This window comes from Streptomyces sp. NBC_00285 (assembly GCF_036174265.1).
Classification (GTDB): domain Bacteria; phylum Actinomycetota; class Actinomycetes; order Streptomycetales; family Streptomycetaceae; genus Streptomyces.
This window is the reverse complement of the sequence record NZ_CP108055.1, coordinates 8584422-8600820: the sequence shown is the minus strand read 5'-3', so window position 1 is coordinate 8600820 and position 16399 is coordinate 8584422. Positions and strand designations below refer to the sequence as shown.

Annotated in this window: 12 protein-coding genes and 2 pseudogenes; 9 read left to right on the top strand and 5 right to left on the bottom strand. The window is 69.4% G+C overall.

The genetic code is table 11. The features are described from left to right. Positions 1-15 precede the first annotated feature (15 nt). The 6 genes from OHT57_RS39430 to pssA all read left to right on the top strand — a co-directional run bounded on the left by OHT57_RS39430 (position 16) and on the right by pssA (position 6413). Positions 16-2064, top strand: coding sequence for a protein meaA (locus tag OHT57_RS39430; RefSeq protein ID WP_328751603.1), 2049 nt, complete (start codon positions 16-18; stop codon positions 2062-2064). Next, positions 2061-3020: an HpcH/HpaI aldolase/citrate lyase family protein gene (locus tag OHT57_RS39425; protein WP_328751602.1), complete on the top strand. Its 960-nt coding sequence runs from the start codon at positions 2061-2063 to the stop codon at positions 3018-3020. The genes OHT57_RS39430 and OHT57_RS39425 overlap by 4 nt, the downstream gene beginning before the upstream one ends. A 4-nt stretch (positions 3021-3024) precedes the next feature. Next, positions 3025-3537 (top strand): MaoC family dehydratase, encoded by a 513-nt coding sequence (locus OHT57_RS39420; protein ID WP_328751601.1) that lies wholly within the window; start codon positions 3025-3027, stop codon positions 3535-3537. Positions 3538-3539: 2 nt separating this feature from the next. After that, on the top strand, positions 3540-4745 hold the full coding sequence (locus OHT57_RS39415; protein ID WP_328751600.1) for an acyl-CoA dehydrogenase family protein: 1206 nt from the start codon (positions 3540-3542) through the stop codon (positions 4743-4745). Positions 4746-4915: 170 nt separating this feature from the next. Further along, positions 4916-5572, top strand: coding sequence for a phosphatidylserine decarboxylase (locus OHT57_RS39410; RefSeq protein WP_328751599.1), 657 nt, complete (start codon positions 4916-4918; stop codon positions 5570-5572). Between the two features lie 22 nt (positions 5573-5594). Then, positions 5595-6413 (top strand): CDP-diacylglycerol--serine O-phosphatidyltransferase, encoded by an 819-nt coding sequence (gene pssA / locus OHT57_RS39405; RefSeq protein WP_328753447.1) that lies wholly within the window; start codon positions 5595-5597, stop codon positions 6411-6413. A 103-nt stretch (positions 6414-6516) separates the two neighbouring features. Here pssA and OHT57_RS39400 read toward each other — a convergent pair whose 3' ends face one another. Continuing rightward, positions 6517-7635 (bottom strand): glycerate kinase, encoded by a 1119-nt coding sequence (locus tag OHT57_RS39400; RefSeq protein ID WP_328753446.1) that lies wholly within the window; start codon positions 7633-7635, stop codon positions 6517-6519. 150 nt (positions 7636-7785) lie between these two features. On the opposite strand from OHT57_RS39400, the pseudogene OHT57_RS39395 reads away from it, so the two are divergent. From OHT57_RS39395 to OHT57_RS39385, 3 genes and pseudogenes are all read left to right on the top strand, one after another. Further along, positions 7786-7970: pseudogene (locus OHT57_RS39395) on the top strand (hypothetical protein); the annotation flags it as partial. Between the two features lie 47 nt (positions 7971-8017). Beyond that, positions 8018-8515, top strand: a complete 498-nt coding sequence (locus tag OHT57_RS39390; protein ID WP_328751598.1) for an NUDIX hydrolase — start codon at positions 8018-8020, stop codon at positions 8513-8515. An 850-nt stretch (positions 8516-9365) separates the two neighbouring features. Then, a complete protein-coding gene (locus tag OHT57_RS39385; protein ID WP_328751597.1) occupies positions 9366-10103 on the top strand; it encodes an SIR2 family NAD-dependent protein deacylase in 738 nt (245 codons plus the stop codon). Here OHT57_RS39385 and OHT57_RS39380 read toward each other — a convergent pair. From OHT57_RS39380 to OHT57_RS39365, 4 genes and pseudogenes are all read right to left on the bottom strand, one after another. Next, on the bottom strand, positions 10100-10585 hold the full coding sequence (locus tag OHT57_RS39380; protein WP_328751596.1) for a methylated-DNA--[protein]-cysteine S-methyltransferase: 486 nt from the start codon (positions 10583-10585) through the stop codon (positions 10100-10102). The genes OHT57_RS39385 and OHT57_RS39380 overlap by 4 nt on opposite strands. Positions 10586-10603: 18 nt before the next feature. Then, the gene (locus OHT57_RS39375) at positions 10604-12073 is read right to left on the bottom strand and encodes an AlkA N-terminal domain-containing protein (RefSeq protein WP_328751594.1); all 1470 of its coding nucleotides are present in this window, start codon (positions 12071-12073) and stop codon (positions 10604-10606) included. 61 nt (positions 12074-12134) lie between these two features. After that, positions 12135-12398: pseudogene (locus OHT57_RS39370) on the bottom strand (heavy metal translocating P-type ATPase); the annotation flags it as partial. Positions 12399-12492: 94 nt separating this feature from the next. After that, a complete protein-coding gene (locus OHT57_RS39365) occupies positions 12493-16350 on the bottom strand; it encodes a glycoside hydrolase family 2 TIM barrel-domain containing protein (RefSeq protein WP_328751592.1) in 3858 nt (1285 codons plus the stop codon). Between the last annotated feature and the right edge of the window lie 49 nt (positions 16351-16399).

The window sequence follows — 16399 nt, the reverse complement described above, 5'->3', positions numbered from 1 at the left end:
CACCCGGGGTCATAGATGACTGAGCGTCAGCCCGCCGAAGGCAAGCGGGAGAAGGACCGGCCGTGGCTCATGCGCACGTATGCCGGCCACTCCACGGCCGAGGCGTCCAACGAGTTGTACCGGCGTAACCTCGCCAAGGGCCAGACCGGTCTGTCGGTGGCGTTCGACCTGCCGACGCAGACCGGCTACGACTCCGACCACATCCTCGCCCGCGGCGAGGTGGGCCGGGTCGGCGTACCGATCGCGCACCTCGGTGACATGCGCCGGCTGTTCCAGGACATCCCCCTGGACCAGATGAACACCTCGATGACGATCAACGCCACCGCCATGTGGCTGCTGGCGCTCTACCAGGTCGTCGCCGAGGAGCAGGGCGTCGACATCACCCGGCTCCAGGGCACGACCCAGAACGACATCGTCAAGGAGTACCTGTCGCGGGGCACGCATGTGTTCCCGCCGGTGCCCTCCCTCCGGCTGACGACCGACATGATCGCGTACACGGTCTCCCACATCCCGAAGTGGAACCCGATCAACATCTGCAGCTACCACCTGCAGGAGGCGGGTGCCACGCCGGTCCAGGAGATCGCGTACGCGATGTCGACGGCGATCGCGGTCCTGGACGCCGTCCGGGACTCCGGGCAGGTGCCGGCCGAGAAGTTCGGGGACGTCGTCGCCCGCATCTCCTTCTTCGTGAACGCGGGCGTCCGCTTCGTCGAGGAGATGTGCAAGATGCGCGCGTTCGGGCGGATCTGGGACCGGATCACGCGCGAGCGCTACGGCATCGAGAACCCCAAGCAGCGCCGCTTCCGGTACGGCGTCCAGGTCAACTCCCTCGGACTGACCGAGGCGCAGCCGGAGAACAACGTCCAGCGGATCGTGCTGGAGATGCTGGCGGTGACGCTCTCGAAGGACGCACGCGCGCGTGCCGTGCAGCTGCCGGCCTGGAACGAGGCCCTCGGTCTCCCCCGGCCCTGGGACCAGCAGTGGTCGCTGCGCATCCAGCAGGTCCTCGCCCATGAGAGCGACCTGCTGGAGTACGAGGACATCTTCGAGGGCTCGCACGTCATCGAGGCGAAGGTGGGCAAACTCGTCGAGGAGTCCTTCGCGGAGATCGAGCGGATCCAGGAGATGGGCGGCGCGATGGCCGCTGTCGAGTCGGGCTACCTCAAGTCGCAGCTCGTCTCCTCGCACGCCGAGCGCCGGGCCCGGATCGAGTCCGGGCAGGAGAAGATCATCGGCGTCAACATCTTCGAGACGACCGAGCCGAACCCGCTGACGGCCGACCTGGACACCGCGATCCAGACGGTCGACCCGGCCGTCGAGGCCCAGGTGATCGCGGGACTCCAGCACTGGCGGGACACGCGGTACCAGCCGCCCTTCAACCACCCGCGCCCCTGCAAGGCGCTGGAGAAGCTGAAGGAGGCCGCCAAGGGCACCGGCAACCTCATGGAGGCCACCCTGGAGTGCGCCCGCGCGGGAGTCACGACCGGTGAGTGGTCCGGGGCGCTGCGGGAGGTGTTCGGCGAGTTCCGGGCGCCCACAGGTGTCTCCTCCGCGCCGGTCGCGGTCCGCGCCGAAGCGGGCTCGGCCATGGCCGACGTACGCCGAAAGGTCGAGGTGACCGCCAGGGACCTGGGCGTCGGAAAGCTGCGCTTCCTGGTCGGCAAGCCCGGCCTGGACGGGCACTCCAACGGGGCCGAGCAGATCGCCGTCCGCGCACGGGACGCCGGCTTCGAGGTGGTCTACCAGGGCATCCGGCTCACCCCTGAGCAGATCGTGGACGCGGCCCTCGCCGAGGACGTGCACGCGGTCGGTCTGTCCATCCTGTCCGGCTCGCACGCGCAGCTGGTGCCGGACGTCCTGGAGAGGCTGCATGTGGCAGGCGCCACAGATGTACCTGTCATCGCCGGTGGGATCATCCCCAGTGGAGACGCCGAGCAATTGCGGGCAGCCGGAGTGGCCGCTGTCTTCACCCCGAAGGACTTCGACATCACCGGCATCATCGGCCGCATCGTCGACGAGATCCGGAAAGCGAACAAGCTCGACCCCCTGGAGGTCCCCGCATGACCGTCAACCGTCTGCGTCCCCGCCGCTCGTGTCTCGCGGTCCCGGGAAGCAACCCCCGCTTCCTTGAGAAGGCGCAGGGCCTCCCGGCGGACCAGGTCTTCCTCGACCTGGAGGACGCGTGCGCCCCGCTCGCCAAGCCCGAGGCGAGGCACACCATCGTCAAGTTCCTCAACGAGGGTGACTGGACGGGCAAGACGAGGGTCGTGCGCGTCAACGACTGGACGACCGAGTGGACGTACCGCGACGTCGTCACGGTCGTCGAGGGCGCGGGCCAGAACCTCGACTGCATCATGCTGCCGAAGGTGCAGACGGCCCAGCAGGTCGTCGCCCTGGACCTGCTGCTGACGCAGATCGAGAAGACGATGGGCTTCGAGGTCGGCAAGATCGGCATCGAGGCGCAGATCGAGAACGCCCAGGGCCTCAACAACGTCAACGAGATCGCGACGGCCTCCCAGCGCGTCGAGACGATCATCTTCGGCCCGGCCGACTTCATGGCGTCGATCAACATGAAGTCGCTGGTCGTGGGCGAGCAGCCGCCCGGCTACCCGGCGGACGCCTACCACTACATCCTGATGAAGATCCTTATGGCCGCCCGCGCCAACAACCTCCAGGCGATCGACGGCCCCTACCTGCAGATCCGCAACGTGGACGGCTACCGCGAGGTCGCCCAGCGCGCCGCGGCCCTCGGCTTCGACGGCAAGTGGGTGCTGCACCCGGGCCAGGTCGAGGCGTCCAACGAGATCTTCTCGCCCTCGCAGGAGGACTACGACCACGCCGAGCTGATCCTCGACGCGTACGAGTACTTCACGTCCGAGGCGGGCGGCAAGAAGGGCTCCGCGATGATCGGCGACGAGATGATCGACGAGGCCAGCCGCAAGATGGCGCTGGTCATCTCCGGCAAGGGACGGGCGGCCGGCATGCAGCGCACGTCGAAGTTCGAGATTCCGGAGGCCTGAGGCCATGCAGTTCGGACGCACCTACGAGGAGTTCGAGGTCGGGGCTGTCTACAAGCACTGGCCCGGGAAGACAGTCACGGAGTACGACGACCACCTCTTCTGTCTCCTCACCATGAACCACCACCCGCTCCACATGGACGTCAACTACGCCGAGAAGACGACGGACTTCGGCAAGAACGTCGTGGTCGGGAACTACATCTACTCCCTGCTGCTCGGCATGTCCGTGCCGGACGTCTCCGGCAAGGCGATCGCCAACCTGGAGATCGAGTCGCTCAAGCACGTGGCGCCGACCTTCCACGGCGACACGCTCTACGGCGAGACGACCGTGCTCGACAAGTGGCCGTCCAAGTCGAAGAACGACCGCGGGATCGTGTACGTGGAGACCAAGGGCTACAAGCAGGACGGCACGCTGGTCTGCGTGTTCCGCCGCAAGGTGCTGGTGCCGACCGAGACGTACATCAAGGAGCGCGGCGGCGAGCAGCCCGGCCGGCCCCAGCTCAAGGAGCAGGAGAAGTAGCCATGGCGCGACTCGCCCAGACCGCCGGTCTGACCGACATCCAGCAGGAAATCCTCTCCACGGTCCGCGACTTCGTGGACAAGGAGATCATCCCGGTCGCCACCGAGCTGGAGCACCGCGACGAGTACCCGCAGCAGATCGTCGACGGTCTCAGGGAGTTGGGCCTTTTCGGGCTGATGATCCCCGAGGAGTACGGCGGCCTGGGCGAGTCGCTCCTGACGTACGCGCTGTGCGTCGAGGAGATCGCCCGCGGCTGGATGTCCGTCTCCGGCATCATCAACACCCACTTCATCGTGGCGTACATGCTCAAGCAGCACGGCACGCAGGAGCAGAAGGACCACTTCCTGCCGCGCATGGCGGCCGGCGACATCCGGGGCGCGTTCTCGATGTCGGAGCCGGCGCTCGGATCAGACGTGTCCGCCATCGCCTCCAAGGCGGTCAGGGACGGCGAGGAATACGTCCTCAACGGCCAGAAGATGTGGCTGACGAACGGCGGAACGTCAAGTCTGGTGGCCGTTCTCGTCCGAAGTGATGAAGGACACCCTGAAGGCACCGCGCCCCACAAGTCGATGACGACCTTCCTGATCGAGAAGGAACCCGGTTTCGGAGAGGTCCGCCCCGGCCTCACCATCCCCGGGAAGATCGACAAGATGGGCTACAAGGGCGTCGACACAACCGAGATGATCATGGATGGCCTGCGACTTCCGGCCGATCGCGTGCTGGGCGGGGCCACCGGCCGAGGTTTTTACCAAATGATGGACGGGGTCGAGGTGGGCCGCGTCAATGTGGCGGCACGCGGTTGCGGCGTCGCTCAGCGTGCCTTCGAACTGGGCGTCTCGTACGCCCAGCAGCGCCACACCTTCGGCAAGCCGATCGCCCAGCACCAGGCGATTCAGTTCAAGCTGGCCGAGATGGCTACCAAGGTCGAGGCCGCGCATGCGATGATGGTCAATGCGGCACGCAAAAAGGACTCCGGGGAGCGAAACGACCTTGAGGCAGGGATGGCGAAGTACCTCGCCTCCGAGTACTGCAAAGAGGTCGTGGAGGACGCCTTCCGGATCCACGGCGGCTACGGCTTCTCCAAGGAGTACGAGATCGAGCGCCTCTACCGTGAGGCCCCGATGCTGCTGATCGGTGAAGGTACCGCCGAGATCCAGAAAATGATCATCGGTCGCAGGCTTCTCGAAGAGTATCGGTTCCAGGGCTAGATGTCCGAATACGGGGTGTTTTCTTGGAGAAGAAGATCACACCCCGTCAACGCGCTTCGAACCCCGACTCGGCTTCCTGGCTTGCCCAGTTGTGGCCCTCGCCCGGTACGATTCCGGAAAGCCGCCGTCCCCCGTCTAGTGCGCGGCATCATCCGCTACGAAGGTCATCCATGCCCCACAGCCAAACCTCTGCACCTCGCGACAGCCTGGCAGGCGTACGCCTCGCGCGCGGAGCATCGCCGTGGCTCCTTCCGACCGTCGCCACCGCAGCCGTCAGCCTGCTGCGCGCACGCCGCTCCGGCGTCGCGAAGGCCGTCGCCGTGCCCACCACCGCACTGGCGGCGGGCATGCTGTGGTTCTTCCGTGACCCCGAGCGCGAGATCGCCCCGGGCCGGGTCATCTCGCCCGCCGACGGCGTGGTGCAGAGCATCATGCCGTGGAAGGACGGTCGCACCCGCGTCGCGATCTTCATGAGCCCGCTCAACGTCCACGTCAACCGCGCGCCTCTCTCCGGCACGGTGACATCGGTCGAGCACATCCCCGGCGGGTTCGTTCCGGCGTTCAACAAGGAGAGCGAGAACAACGAGCGCGTCGTCTGGCACTTCGACACCGAACTCGGTGACATCGAGATGATCCAGATCGCCGGCGCGGTGGCCCGCCGAATCGTCCCCTACATCCCGCAGGGCACGAAGGTCGAGCAGGGCGACCGCATCGGTCTGATCCGCTTCGGCTCGCGCGTCGACATCTACCTGCCGGAAGGCGTGGAGGTCGCGGTCGAGGTCGGCGAGAAGACGATGGCTGGGGTGACTCGCATTGACCGTGACTGATCCTGAGACCCAGGCGGGCTGGGTGCCCGAGGCCGACGAGGTGGACGACGAGGAGGAGATGCCTCTTTCTCTCCGCCTCTCAATAGCGGACACCCTCACCCTCGGCAACGCCACGTGCGGCTTCATGGCGGTGTACTTCACCACCACCGGCATCCTGATCCCGCACCTCACCGACAGCCAGGAATCCGGCATGGCCCGCAACAGCGCGGCCACGGCGGTCATCCTGATGCTGTGCGCGGCGGTCTTCGACCTCTTCGACGGCCTGGTGGCGCGCAAGCTGCGCTCCTCGCCGATGGGCGCGGAGCTGGACAACCTCTCCGACCTGATCAGCTTCGGCCTCGCGCCGGCGTACTTCGTGCTCGTCTACGGCATGGTCGCGGACGACGCGTCGCAGAAGGTCGCCGCTGTCGGGGCGGTGGTGGTGCTTCTCGCGGTGGTGCTGAGACTCGCGCGGTTCTCCTGCGTGACGGTGAAGGACGGCACCTTCCAGGGCATGCCCTCACCGTTCGGCGCACTGACGGTGGTCTCGATCGTGCTCCTGGAGCTCCCCTTCGTGGCGACGCTCCTGGCGATCGTGGGTACGGCCTGGCTGATGGTGAGCCGGGTCGAGTACCCGAAGCCGCGGGGCCGCCTCGCGGTCGCGATGCTCTCCTGGATCGTCCTGGGGATGGGCCTCCTCGCAGCCTGGGCGTTCGGCGCCCCGGGCGGGCAGCTCCTCCTCCAGACGGGTTGCGCCCTCCAGCTGGTGATGGGCGCGGTCATCCCCCTGTTCGCCACGGCCCGCCGAGTGAACAACTTCCGCGGCAACAGGCGTGAGGCCCGCGCGGCCCAGCTCCCGTAAGGCTCCGCCGTATCGCCCGAGAAGGGCCCGAACCGTCATCGGTTCGGGCCCTTCTGGGTGTCTTCCGGAGTCCGCGCCTTGTCAGGCCGTCCCCGAGACCCCCTCAGACCAGGAAGTCCCGGCCGATCTGCTCCGCCACGTCCTCCAGGATCGGCCCGGCCTCGGCGATGCACCGCTGGATGTCCGGCTCCGCGTCGGTGAGCGGGTACACGCGGCGGATGCCCGCCCGGCCGAGGGCCTCCGGGGGCAGCGCTAGGCGACCGCACACCGCGATGACCTCCTTGCCCTTCGCACGGGCGGCCGCGGCGACGCCCGCCGGGGCCTTGCCGTGCAGGGTCTGCTCGTCCAGCGAGCCCTCGCCGGTGATCACCAGTTCCGCCCGCTCCAGCGCGGGCGCGAACCCGAGGACGTCGAGCATGACCTCGATACCGGGCCGGAACCGGGCGCCGACGAGGAGAGCGCCGTAGCCGATGCCGCCGGCCGCGCCCGCACCCGGCGAGGCCGCGTACGCGGCGGCCTTCGCGCCGACGGACTTCTCCAGCACCTTCGCGTAGTGGGCCAGCGCCGAGTCGAGGGCCTCCACGTCGTCCGGGGCGGCGCCCTTCTGCGGGCCGTACACCGCCGGAGCACCCTTGGGCCCGGTCAGCGGGTTGTCGACATCGCTGGCCAGGACGAAGTCGATGTCGGCAAGCCGCGGGTCAAGGCCCGACAGGTCGGCCGAGGCGATGTCGGCGAGGCCTCCGCCTCCGGGTGCCACGGGCTCGCCGTCGGCGTCCAGGAAGCGGGCGCCGAGCGCGGAGAGCATTCCGGCGCCGCCGTCGGTGGTGGCGCTGCCGCCGACCCCGAACACGATCGTGCGGGCGCTGGCGTCCAGCGCGGCGCGCAGGAGCTCTCCGGAGCCGTACGTGGACGCCGTGAGCGGGGCGAAGACACCCGCGGGGAGCCGCTGGAGGCCGCTGGCCTCGGCCATCTCCACGACGGCCGTGTCCCCGCGCACCGCGAACGCGGCGGTGATCTCCTGCCCGAGGGGACCGGCGACCGGCACCTCCCGGCGCTCGAATCCGGCCGCGACCGCCGCGGCGACGGTGCCGTCACCGCCGTCGGCCACGGGCAGCGACTCGACCTCCACGCCCGGCACGACCCTGCGCAGCCCGGCCGTCACCCGCTCCGCGACCTGCACGGCCGTGAGCGAGCCCTTGAACTTGTCCGCGGCGATGAGCACGCGCTGTGTCACGTTTTCCCCTTGCTCTCGGGCCTCGCGCACGTCAAGGCCAGGTCGCGCCGCTGCGACCCTAACCGCAGACGCCCCCCGGCGTCATGCCCCGCCCGGACCCTGAGAAGGCCCTGCGAACCCGCTGTGCGGACTCCCGGAATGGGACAGACCGGAGCTGTGCCCCCTGTGGGCACCGAGCCAGAGCTCGCAGACCGCATCCTCGGGGGCCGGCTGGGCCGGATCGCGTGCTCGGCAAGCGGAGCGACCCGTGGACGCGGGACCGGATCGACCGTCATCTGCGGCAGGCCGCCGCCCTGCCCCTGACCGACTGCCTGCGCCCGCCGGGACCTGGGTGAGCGGGGCGTCCGTGCCGGCTGGTTACCCTTCGGAGGTGACCACCTCCCAGGACTTCGCCACGTACGTCGCCGGACTCCCCCGTATCCTCGCCGGTGCCGCCGCTCTCTTCCGTGACGCCGCCGGCCGGGTGCTGCTCGTCGAGCCCAACTACCGTGAGGGCTGGGCACTTCCGGGCGGCACGATCGAGTCCGACCAGGGCGAGACCCCGCGCCAGGGAGCGCGCCGCGAGACCGTCGAGGAGATCGGCCTGGACCGTGAACTCGGACGGCTCCTTTCGGTGGACTGGGTGCCCGGGACGGCGGCCCGCCCCCCGCTGGTCGCCTACCTGTACGACGGCGGTGTGCTCGCCGAGGACGACTTCAAGTCGATCCGCCTCCAGGAGGAGGAGCTGCTGTCGTGGCGGCTGGTGCCGCGCGAGGAGCTCACGGACCGTATGCCGGGCGCGCTCGGCCGCCGGGTGCTGGCCGCCCTGGACGTCCTCGCGGACGACACGGGCACGGTGGAGCTGGAGGACGGGCACCGGGTGGGCTGACGCGAGGCGTCCTGTGAGGGACGTGGCGTGGAGGCGTGTTCAAGCCTCCTGATCGGCTGGGCTCGCGTCCACCTCGAACTCGAACGGGCTGCGTCGCGCGACGAGTTCAGCGTCGAGCACCACACCGATCTCGGCTCCGACACGTGCCCTCCGGACCCGGCGTCATCGTTTGGGCCCCGCATCGCCCCTTGTATGGCGAATTGGCGGTGCATGCCCTCCACCGCGGCGGTGGAGGGCACAGCCCAATCCGTTGTCCGGCCCGCAGGCCGGACAGCACTTCGACAGCGCGTCCCTCGATGACCGACCGCTCTCCCGACCGCCCCTCGGCCGTACCTGCCCTCAGGGCCACTCGGCGGGCCGCGTTCACATCCAGCCCATTTCGCCGTACCCAAGTACGTCACGCCCCACGCCGGTTGCTCACCGCGTCCCTGGATGTGCCGACGTCATGGAGCAGCACGTCCCCGCAGTGGCCCGGCTTCACATCCTCACCGGTCGCGCGTCGATCACGCCGGGCAGGACCGCGCGCTGGTCTCCTTGCCCGGCGCAACCACCCGCCGCCGTCACTCCCTGAACTCGAGCCCGGACGCTGTGTATTTCAAAAAAGGTCCGGCCACCACTGCACGTTCAGAGTGCCCCATGCCACTCACGTGTGGAGGCAACAGGCGGACGGCCTGATCCGGGAGCGGCCGACGGTGGTTCACGCGGTCAGCGTCGCCTGACAGCCGACTGAAGCCGAGCGCGAAGCCCGCAGGCACTCCGCCGGAACTCACGTGCCCGCGAGTCGGGTGAGGAGGCTGGGAGCCCGATTTTCCGTTGGCTCCCGGCGGACGGCCGCCCTACCCTCGGCACCATGACCAAGCCCCTCGTCGCACTCCTCAGCGGCGCCGGTGTCTCCACCGATTCCGGAATCCGCGACTATCGCGGCCCCAACGGGCTGTGGCGGCAGGACCCAGAAGCCCAGAAGCTCGTGACGTACGAGTACTACATGGGCGATCCGGAGATCCGTCGTCGCTCGTGGCAGATGCGGCGGGCGAACCGGACCCTGTCGGCCGAGCCCAACGCCGCCCACGTGGCGGTGGCCGAACTGGAGAAGTCCGGTGTGCCGGTGCGGGTGATCACACAGAACGTGGACGGGCTGCATCAGCTCGCCGGGATGCCCGCCCGCAAGGTCCTCGAACTGCACGGCACCGCACGGCAGGTGGTGTGCACCAAGTGCCATGCACGTGGCCCCATGGAGGACGCGCTCGCCCGGGTCGAGGCCGGCGAGGTGGATCCGCCGTGCCTGGAGTGCGGCGGCATCCTGAAGTCGGCGACCGTCATGTTCGGCGAGCGTCTCGACCCCGTGGTGCTCGGTGAGGCCGTCGCCATCACCAAGGCCTGCCAGGTCTTCATCGCCGTCGGCAGCAGTCTTCAGGTGCAGCCCGCGGCCGGGCTCGCCGGGGTCGCCGCCGACCACGGCGCCCGGCTCGTCATCGTCAACGCCGAGCCGACACCGTACGACGACCGGGCCGAGGAGGTCATCCGGGAGCCGATCGGCACGGCGCTGCCCGAACTGTTGCGCAGGGTGAGCGCCGGGAGCGGCTGCTAGAACAGCGCCGCTCCCCGCTCGAAGTCCAGCAACCGCTGCTTGCGTTCCAGCCCGCCGCCGTATCCCGTGAGGCTGCCGTTCGCGCCGACCACGCGGTGGCAGGGGACGATGATGCCGATCGGGTTCCTGCCGTTGGCGAGGCCGACCGCGCGGGAGGCCTTGGGGTTGCCGAGGGCGTCGGCGAGTTCGCCGTAGGTGCGGGTCTCGCCGTGCGGGATCCCGCGGAGCTGTTCCCAGACCTCGCGCTGGAACGGCGTCCCGTGCAGGCGCAGTTCCAGGGTGAACTCCCTCAACTCCCCCTGGAAGTACGCCTTGAGTTGGTCCTCGGTCTCCTTGGACCATCCGTCGTCCAACGTGCCGAAGGTCTCCTCAAGTGGACGGTGGCGTTGGTCGGTCATGTAGAGGCCGCACAGGACGCCGTCGTCGGCGACGAGGGTCAGGGGGCCGTAGGGGCTGTCGATCACGGTGTGCTGCCTGGTCATGGCGTGTCCTCAACGTGCTTATGCGGGAATGAAGTTGATCGGGTGGCTGTCGGTGGCCCACAGGTACTGGACCGCGTACGCCCGCCAGGGCCGCCAGGCCGCTGCCCGGGCCGTCAGTGCGGCAGGGGTCGAGGGCAGGCCCAACTCCTGGGCGGCACGGCGGATTCCGAGGTCTGTCGGGAGGAAGGCGTCCGGGTCGCCGAGGGAGCGCATGGCGATGACGTCGACCGTCCACGGGCCGAAGCCGGGGAGGCCGAGGAGGCGGGCACGGGTTTGCGACCAGTCGCTTTCCACGCCCAACTGGAGTGAGCCGTCGGCCAGTTGGCTCACCAGGGTGGTGAACGTGGCGCGACGGGTGCGGGGCATCGCGAGCGAGTCGGGGTCGACCGCGGCCAGTGCCTCGGAGGTCGGGAAGAGGTGGGTGAGGCCGCCCTCGGGGTCGTCCACCGGTTCGCCGTGAGCGGTGACCAGACGGCCCGCGTGGGTGCGGGCCGCCGCCGTGGAGACCTGCTGGCCCAGAACGGCACGTACCGCGAACTCCGCCTCGTCGACCGTGCGCGGGACGCGTCGGCCGGGCGCCTTGTCCACCAGGGGTGCCAGGAGCGGGTCCGTGCGCAGCTGGTCGTCGATCGCGACCGGGTCGGCGTCCAGGTCGAGCATGCGGCGGCAGCGGCTGATGGCGACGGTCAGGTCGCGCAGGTCACTGAGTGTCAGTCGGCAGGCGATGTGGTCCGGTCGGGGCGTGAGGGCGACGATGCCGTGTCCGTACGGCAGTCGCAGCGTGCGCCGGTACGCCCCGTCCCGCCATTCCTCCACGCCCGGGACGGCGGTCGCCGCGAGGTGGCCGAAGAGGTTGTCGGGATTGAGGGGCGCGCGGAACGGCAGGCGCAGACTCAGCACACCCCGCGTGTCTCCCGGCGCGCTCCTCGGCGCCCGGGCGCGCAGGTCGCTCGGCGCGAGCGCGAAGACCTCGCGCACGGTGTCGTTGAAGGTGCGGATCGCCGAGAACCCGGACGCGAAGGCGATGTCCGCCATCGGCAGCGCGGTCGTCTCGATGAGGATCCTCGCCGTCTGGGCGCGCTGGGCCCGGGCGAGGGCGAGCGGGCCCGCGCCGAGCTCGGCGAGCAGCTGGCGCTCGATCTGCCGGGTGCTGTAGCCGAGCCGCGCGGCGAGGCCGGGCACGCCCTCGCGGTCGACCACGCCGTCGGCGATCAGGCGCATCGCGCGGGCCACGAGGTCGGCGCGCTGGTTCCACTCCGGCGAGCCGGGGCTGGTGTCGGGCCGACACCGCTTGCAGGCCCGGAATCCCGCCTGCTGGCAGGCCGCCGCGCTCGGGTGGAAGGTCATGTTCTCGGGCTTGGGCGGTACGACCGGGCAGCTGGGCCGGCAGTAGATGCGGGTCGTCAGAACGGCGGTGAAGAACCATCCGTCGAACCGCGCGTCCTTCGATCGCACCGCGCGCACGCAGCGTTCGGTTTCGGTGTACATCCCCGTCTGCATACGTCCAGCATCGGCCACCGGCCGGGGCCGGGCTGGCGGGAATCCGACATCAGCCTCGCGTGTGCCGGACCCAGGCGGACTGCTTCAGCAGCGCGGACTCCTTCAGCAGCCGCGGCCCGTTCAGGCCGACGAGGACGGTCGAGCCCTCGTGTCCCGCGACACCGAGCGGCAGCGGGAGGTGGCCGAGGAGGTCCCACAGGACGAGTCCGGTGAGCTCGTCCCGTACGACAACCGCGTCGGCCGTCTCCAGCGCCAGGTCGGGGCCAGCGGGCTCCATCGCCATGCCGGAGTGGGCAGCGGCGAGGGCGGGCGCAGTGGCCGGTCGGTGGTCTACGCGCTGCACTGCCGGCTCAGCGACGCGGCGGAGTGGAGCGCCCGGAGCGAACCTCCTCCGAGCGCCCCTGCGCCTACTCCCCCGCCGTCGGCCGCCGCGAGGCGGCAGTCGCCCGGCTCACGTCCGTCAGCGGGCGCAGCCGGTAGGTGTACGAGTAGTCCCTGTCGGCGAGCAGCTTGTACTCGTCGTGGGTGTGCGCGCCCCAGCTGTTGTCGCCGCCGACGCCCATCTGCCGGTGGTTCACCCGCAGCACGACCGCGTCGCGCGGGGTGAGCTGGTAGTCGTGACGCACCCCGTTGGACAGGTCCTCCGGGGTGAAGTGCGAGGCGTTGACCTCCAGGAGGGGCTCACCCGAGACAAGCAGTCCGACTCCGTGACGGTCGGTCAGGGCGGCCCAGCGGACGTCCGTCTTGTTGCCGTTCTCCTGTGGGCGGATGTAGGAGGTCCACTGCTCGGCGACGGTCCCGGACCAGAGCCCCACGTCCGTACCGTCGTTGCGGTCCCAGTGGTTCTCCTCGGGCCCGCGGCCGTAGTAGTGCAGCCGGTCCAGGCGACGCGGCAGGAAGAGCATCGTGCCGACCTCCGGGATGTACGGCAGTGAACTCGCCCCGGGGTGAAGGGTGTTGTCGACCCTGACCTCTGCGTTGCCGAAGACCGTATAGGTGGTCGTGTACGTCGACACGGTCGTCGTGGGCAGGGTGCCGGCGACCTTGATCTCGACGGCCCTGTCCCCCAGTGCCCGCACGCTCACTCCGGTGACCTCGCGGTTCGCGCCGGCGTCGCGCCAGGTCTGGTTGCGCGTGTGCTGCCCGTTTCCGTGGTCGTTGTCGGTGGGCGCCCGCCAGAAGTTCGGCACGGGCCCGCCGCTGATCAGCCGGGTGCCACGGGCCACGTACGACGTGATGGTCCCGCTGCCCTTGTCGACGGTGACGGAGAATCCCTTGCCGGTGACCAGGACGTGGTCCGGGGTGTCCTCGTACGTCAGCTCCGGGACGTTCTTCAACGGCACCGGTGTCACGGCCGGGCTGCCCGCGTCGAGGGTGAGTTGCTGTGCTGCCACCTCGAAGCCGGCCTTCGCCCAGGGCGTGGACTCCTTGGTGGTGAAGGAGAGCCGCAGGAAGTACTCCGTGCCCGGCGCGGGGGTGCTCGGCAGTTTGTACGGGACGGTGATGTCCTTGCTGGACAGCGGCGCCAGATTCAGCTGGTCCCGCGTCAGCTTTCCGCGCTGCACCACCCTGCCATCGGCGACTAGTGTCCAACTCCCTTCGAATTCGCGGAGGTTGGTGAACAGGTACTCGTTGGTCAGGGTCACCGCCCCGCTCTGTCCCCGGGCCGCGTTGACCGCCTGGTAGATCCGTTTGACCTCCGCGGCCTTGCCGGTGTGCCCGCGGTCGGCGGTGACGATGCCGTCCGCGACGAAGGCGCCGTCGTTGGGGTTGTCGCCCCAGTCGCCGCCGAACGCGAAGAAGGTCTTCTCGGCGGATCGCTTCTCGGCGAGGCCCACGGTCGCCGCGTCGAACCAGAACCGCACTCCCGGGTCACCGGGTTGCCTGCCGTCCGAGGCGAGTTCGGCGGCGCTCAGGGCACGGCCGTACACCCGCGCCTTCCTGATCGTGCCGCTGAACTCCCTTGTGGGGTTGTCGACATCGGTGGCCAGGGCGAGCGGAGCCGTGTTGCTGCTGGGCTTCTGGGTGGTGGTCCGAGTGGCCCTGACCTGGCCGTCCACGTGAAGGGTGAGCGTGCCCGCGTCCGCGTCGAAGACACCGGCGACGTGGTGTTCCCGGCCCGTCCAGTCGTCCGGCAGCGTCCAGGTGGCGGTGACCCACTGACCGCCGCCGTAGATGAAGAACTCCAGTGTCCTACCGGACTGTTTGAGGGCGTACTGGGTGTCGCCCTTGGCGATGAGGGGCTGGTGACCACCCGTCACCTTCGGGGTGACCCAGGCCTCCAGCGTCAGCGAGCCGTGGAGGTCGAGGCCGGGGTCGCGGGCGAAGACCGTACCGCCGTCGACCCCCTTGTCATGGTCGAACCTGGCGCTCGCCGGGAGGACTTCGCCGGTCAGCGCGCCGGGACCGGTCTCGGTCAGCAACTGGCGCAGCGGGACCCGCTCGGTGAGGGACTGGTCCACGAAGTCCCAGATCCAGCCGCCCTGGAGGACGGGATGGCGACGGACAATGTCCCAGTACTTCTTGAAGTTGCCGTTGGAGTTCCCCATCGCGTGGCAGTACTCGATCATCACGTACGGCCGGGTGTCCGCGGTGTCCTTGGCTCGCTGCTCGACGCGTGCGGGGCTCTCGTACATCTCGGAGCGGATGTCGCTGATGGCTGGCCGGTCGTCGCCCTCGTACTGGACGACGCGGGTGGTGTCGTACGACTTGATCCAGTCGCGCATGTTCACGAAGGTGCTGCCGCCGCCCGCCTCGTTGCCCAGCGACCAGATGACCACCGAGGCGTGGTTCTTGTCGCGGTGGACCATGTTCTGGGCGCGGGCCACGCAGGCCGCGCTCCAGTCGGGGTGATTGCCGGGGTACTCGTCGCGGATGCCGTGGGTCTCCAGGTTGGTCTCGTCGACCAGGTAGAGGCCGTACTCGTCGGCGAGTTCGTACCACAGCGGGTTGTTCGGGTAGTGCGAGGTGCGGACGGAGTTGATGTTCAGCCGCTTGATGATCGTGATGTCCTTCACGAGGTCCGCGCGGGTGAGTGCGGTGCCGCGGTCCGGGTGCATCTCGTGGCGGTTGGTGCCGCGGAAGGAGACGGGCTTGCCGTTGATGCGCATCAGCCCGTCCGTCAGGGCGAACTCGCGCAGGCCGACGCGGTGCGAGAGCGTCTCGATCACCTTGCCCGCCGGGTCACGCAGCCGCAGGACGGCGGTGTACAGGTTCGGGTGCTCGGCCGACCACAGCTTGGGCGCGGGTACGGTCTTCGCGGCCTGTACGGTCGTCTCGGCTCCGGCGTCGAGGGCCACGGCCTGCTGGAGCGGGCGCGACCAGACCGCGTGGCCGCCGACGTCGTACAGCTGGGTCTCGACCGTGTAGCGGCCCTGGTTGCCGCCGCCGTAGTCGCGCACGCTCGCGGTGACCGAGAGTTCGGCGGTCGTGTGGTTGTCGCCGAGCGGGGTGTCCAGCTTGAAGTCGCGCAGGTGGACGGCCGGGGTGGAGTAGAGGTAGACCGAGCGGAAAATGCCGCTCAGCCGGATCATGTCCTGGTCCTCCAGCCAGTCGCCGTCGGAATAGCGGTAGACCTCCACGGCTATCTGGTTGGTGCCCGCCCTGAGGTGCGGGGTGATGTCGTACTCGGCGGGGGTGTAGGAGTCCTCGTGGTAGCCGACGAGTTCGCCGTTGATCCACACGTAGTGGGCGGACTTCACTCCCTCGAAGTGCAGGAAGGTCCGCCGTCCCGACCAGTCCTTCGGGACGGTGAAGGTGCGTCTGTACTGGCCGACGGGGTTGTAGCGGGTCGGGGCGGTGGGCGGCTGAGCCTCCTCGCCGAGGCCGTTGGGGCCCCACCACGGGTAGGTGATGTTGAGGTAGATCGGCATGTCATAGCCATGCACCTGCCAAACCGAGGGAACGGGAACGGTGTCCCAGTCCCTGTCGTCCACGTCGGTGCCGTGGAAGTCGGCGTTCCGGTCGTCGGGACGGTCGGCGTAGGCGAACTTCCATGTGCCGTCGAGGCTGAGGCGGTACGGCGAACGGGTGCGGTCGGCGGTGAGCGCCTGGCCGGTGTTCGCGTACGGCATGAGGGTGGTGTGCGCGGGCTCGGTGCCCACCCGGAAGAGGCCGATGGAGCCGTTCCACTCCGGGGAGCCGTCCGCCGCATGGCCACGGCCGGCCAGCGGACCGGAGGAGAGGGCGAGCGCGCCGAGGACGGCCGCGCCTCCCTCCAGCAGACGCCGGCGGCTGAGGGGAGCGGACGGATACGGATGGGACATGAGCGAAACCTTCCTCGGGACGACAGTGCGGTGTACGTACTGAGGGAGC

Coding starts and splice junctions, on each gene's coding strand:
- OHT57_RS39430 (WP_328751603.1), top strand. CDS start 16: ATGACTGAGCGTCAGCCCGCCGAAGGCAAGCGGGAGAAGGACCGGCCG.
- OHT57_RS39425 (WP_328751602.1), top strand. CDS start 2,061: ATGACCGTCAACCGTCTGCGTCCCCGCCGCTCGTGTCTCGCGGTCCCG.
- OHT57_RS39420 (WP_328751601.1), top strand. CDS start 3,025: ATGCAGTTCGGACGCACCTACGAGGAGTTCGAGGTCGGGGCTGTCTAC.
- OHT57_RS39415 (WP_328751600.1), top strand. CDS start 3,540: ATGGCGCGACTCGCCCAGACCGCCGGTCTGACCGACATCCAGCAGGAA.
- OHT57_RS39410 (WP_328751599.1), top strand. CDS start 4,916: ATGCCCCACAGCCAAACCTCTGCACCTCGCGACAGCCTGGCAGGCGTA.
- OHT57_RS39385 (WP_328751597.1), top strand. CDS start 9,366: ATGACCAAGCCCCTCGTCGCACTCCTCAGCGGCGCCGGTGTCTCCACC.
- OHT57_RS39380 (WP_328751596.1), bottom strand. CDS start 10,585: ATGACCAGGCAGCACACCGTGATCGACAGCCCCTACGGCCCCCTGACC.
- OHT57_RS39375 (WP_328751594.1), bottom strand. CDS start 12,073: ATGTACACCGAAACCGAACGCTGCGTGCGCGCGGTGCGATCGAAGGAC.
- OHT57_RS39365 (WP_328751592.1), bottom strand. CDS start 16,350: ATGTCCCATCCGTATCCGTCCGCTCCCCTCAGCCGCCGGCGTCTGCTG.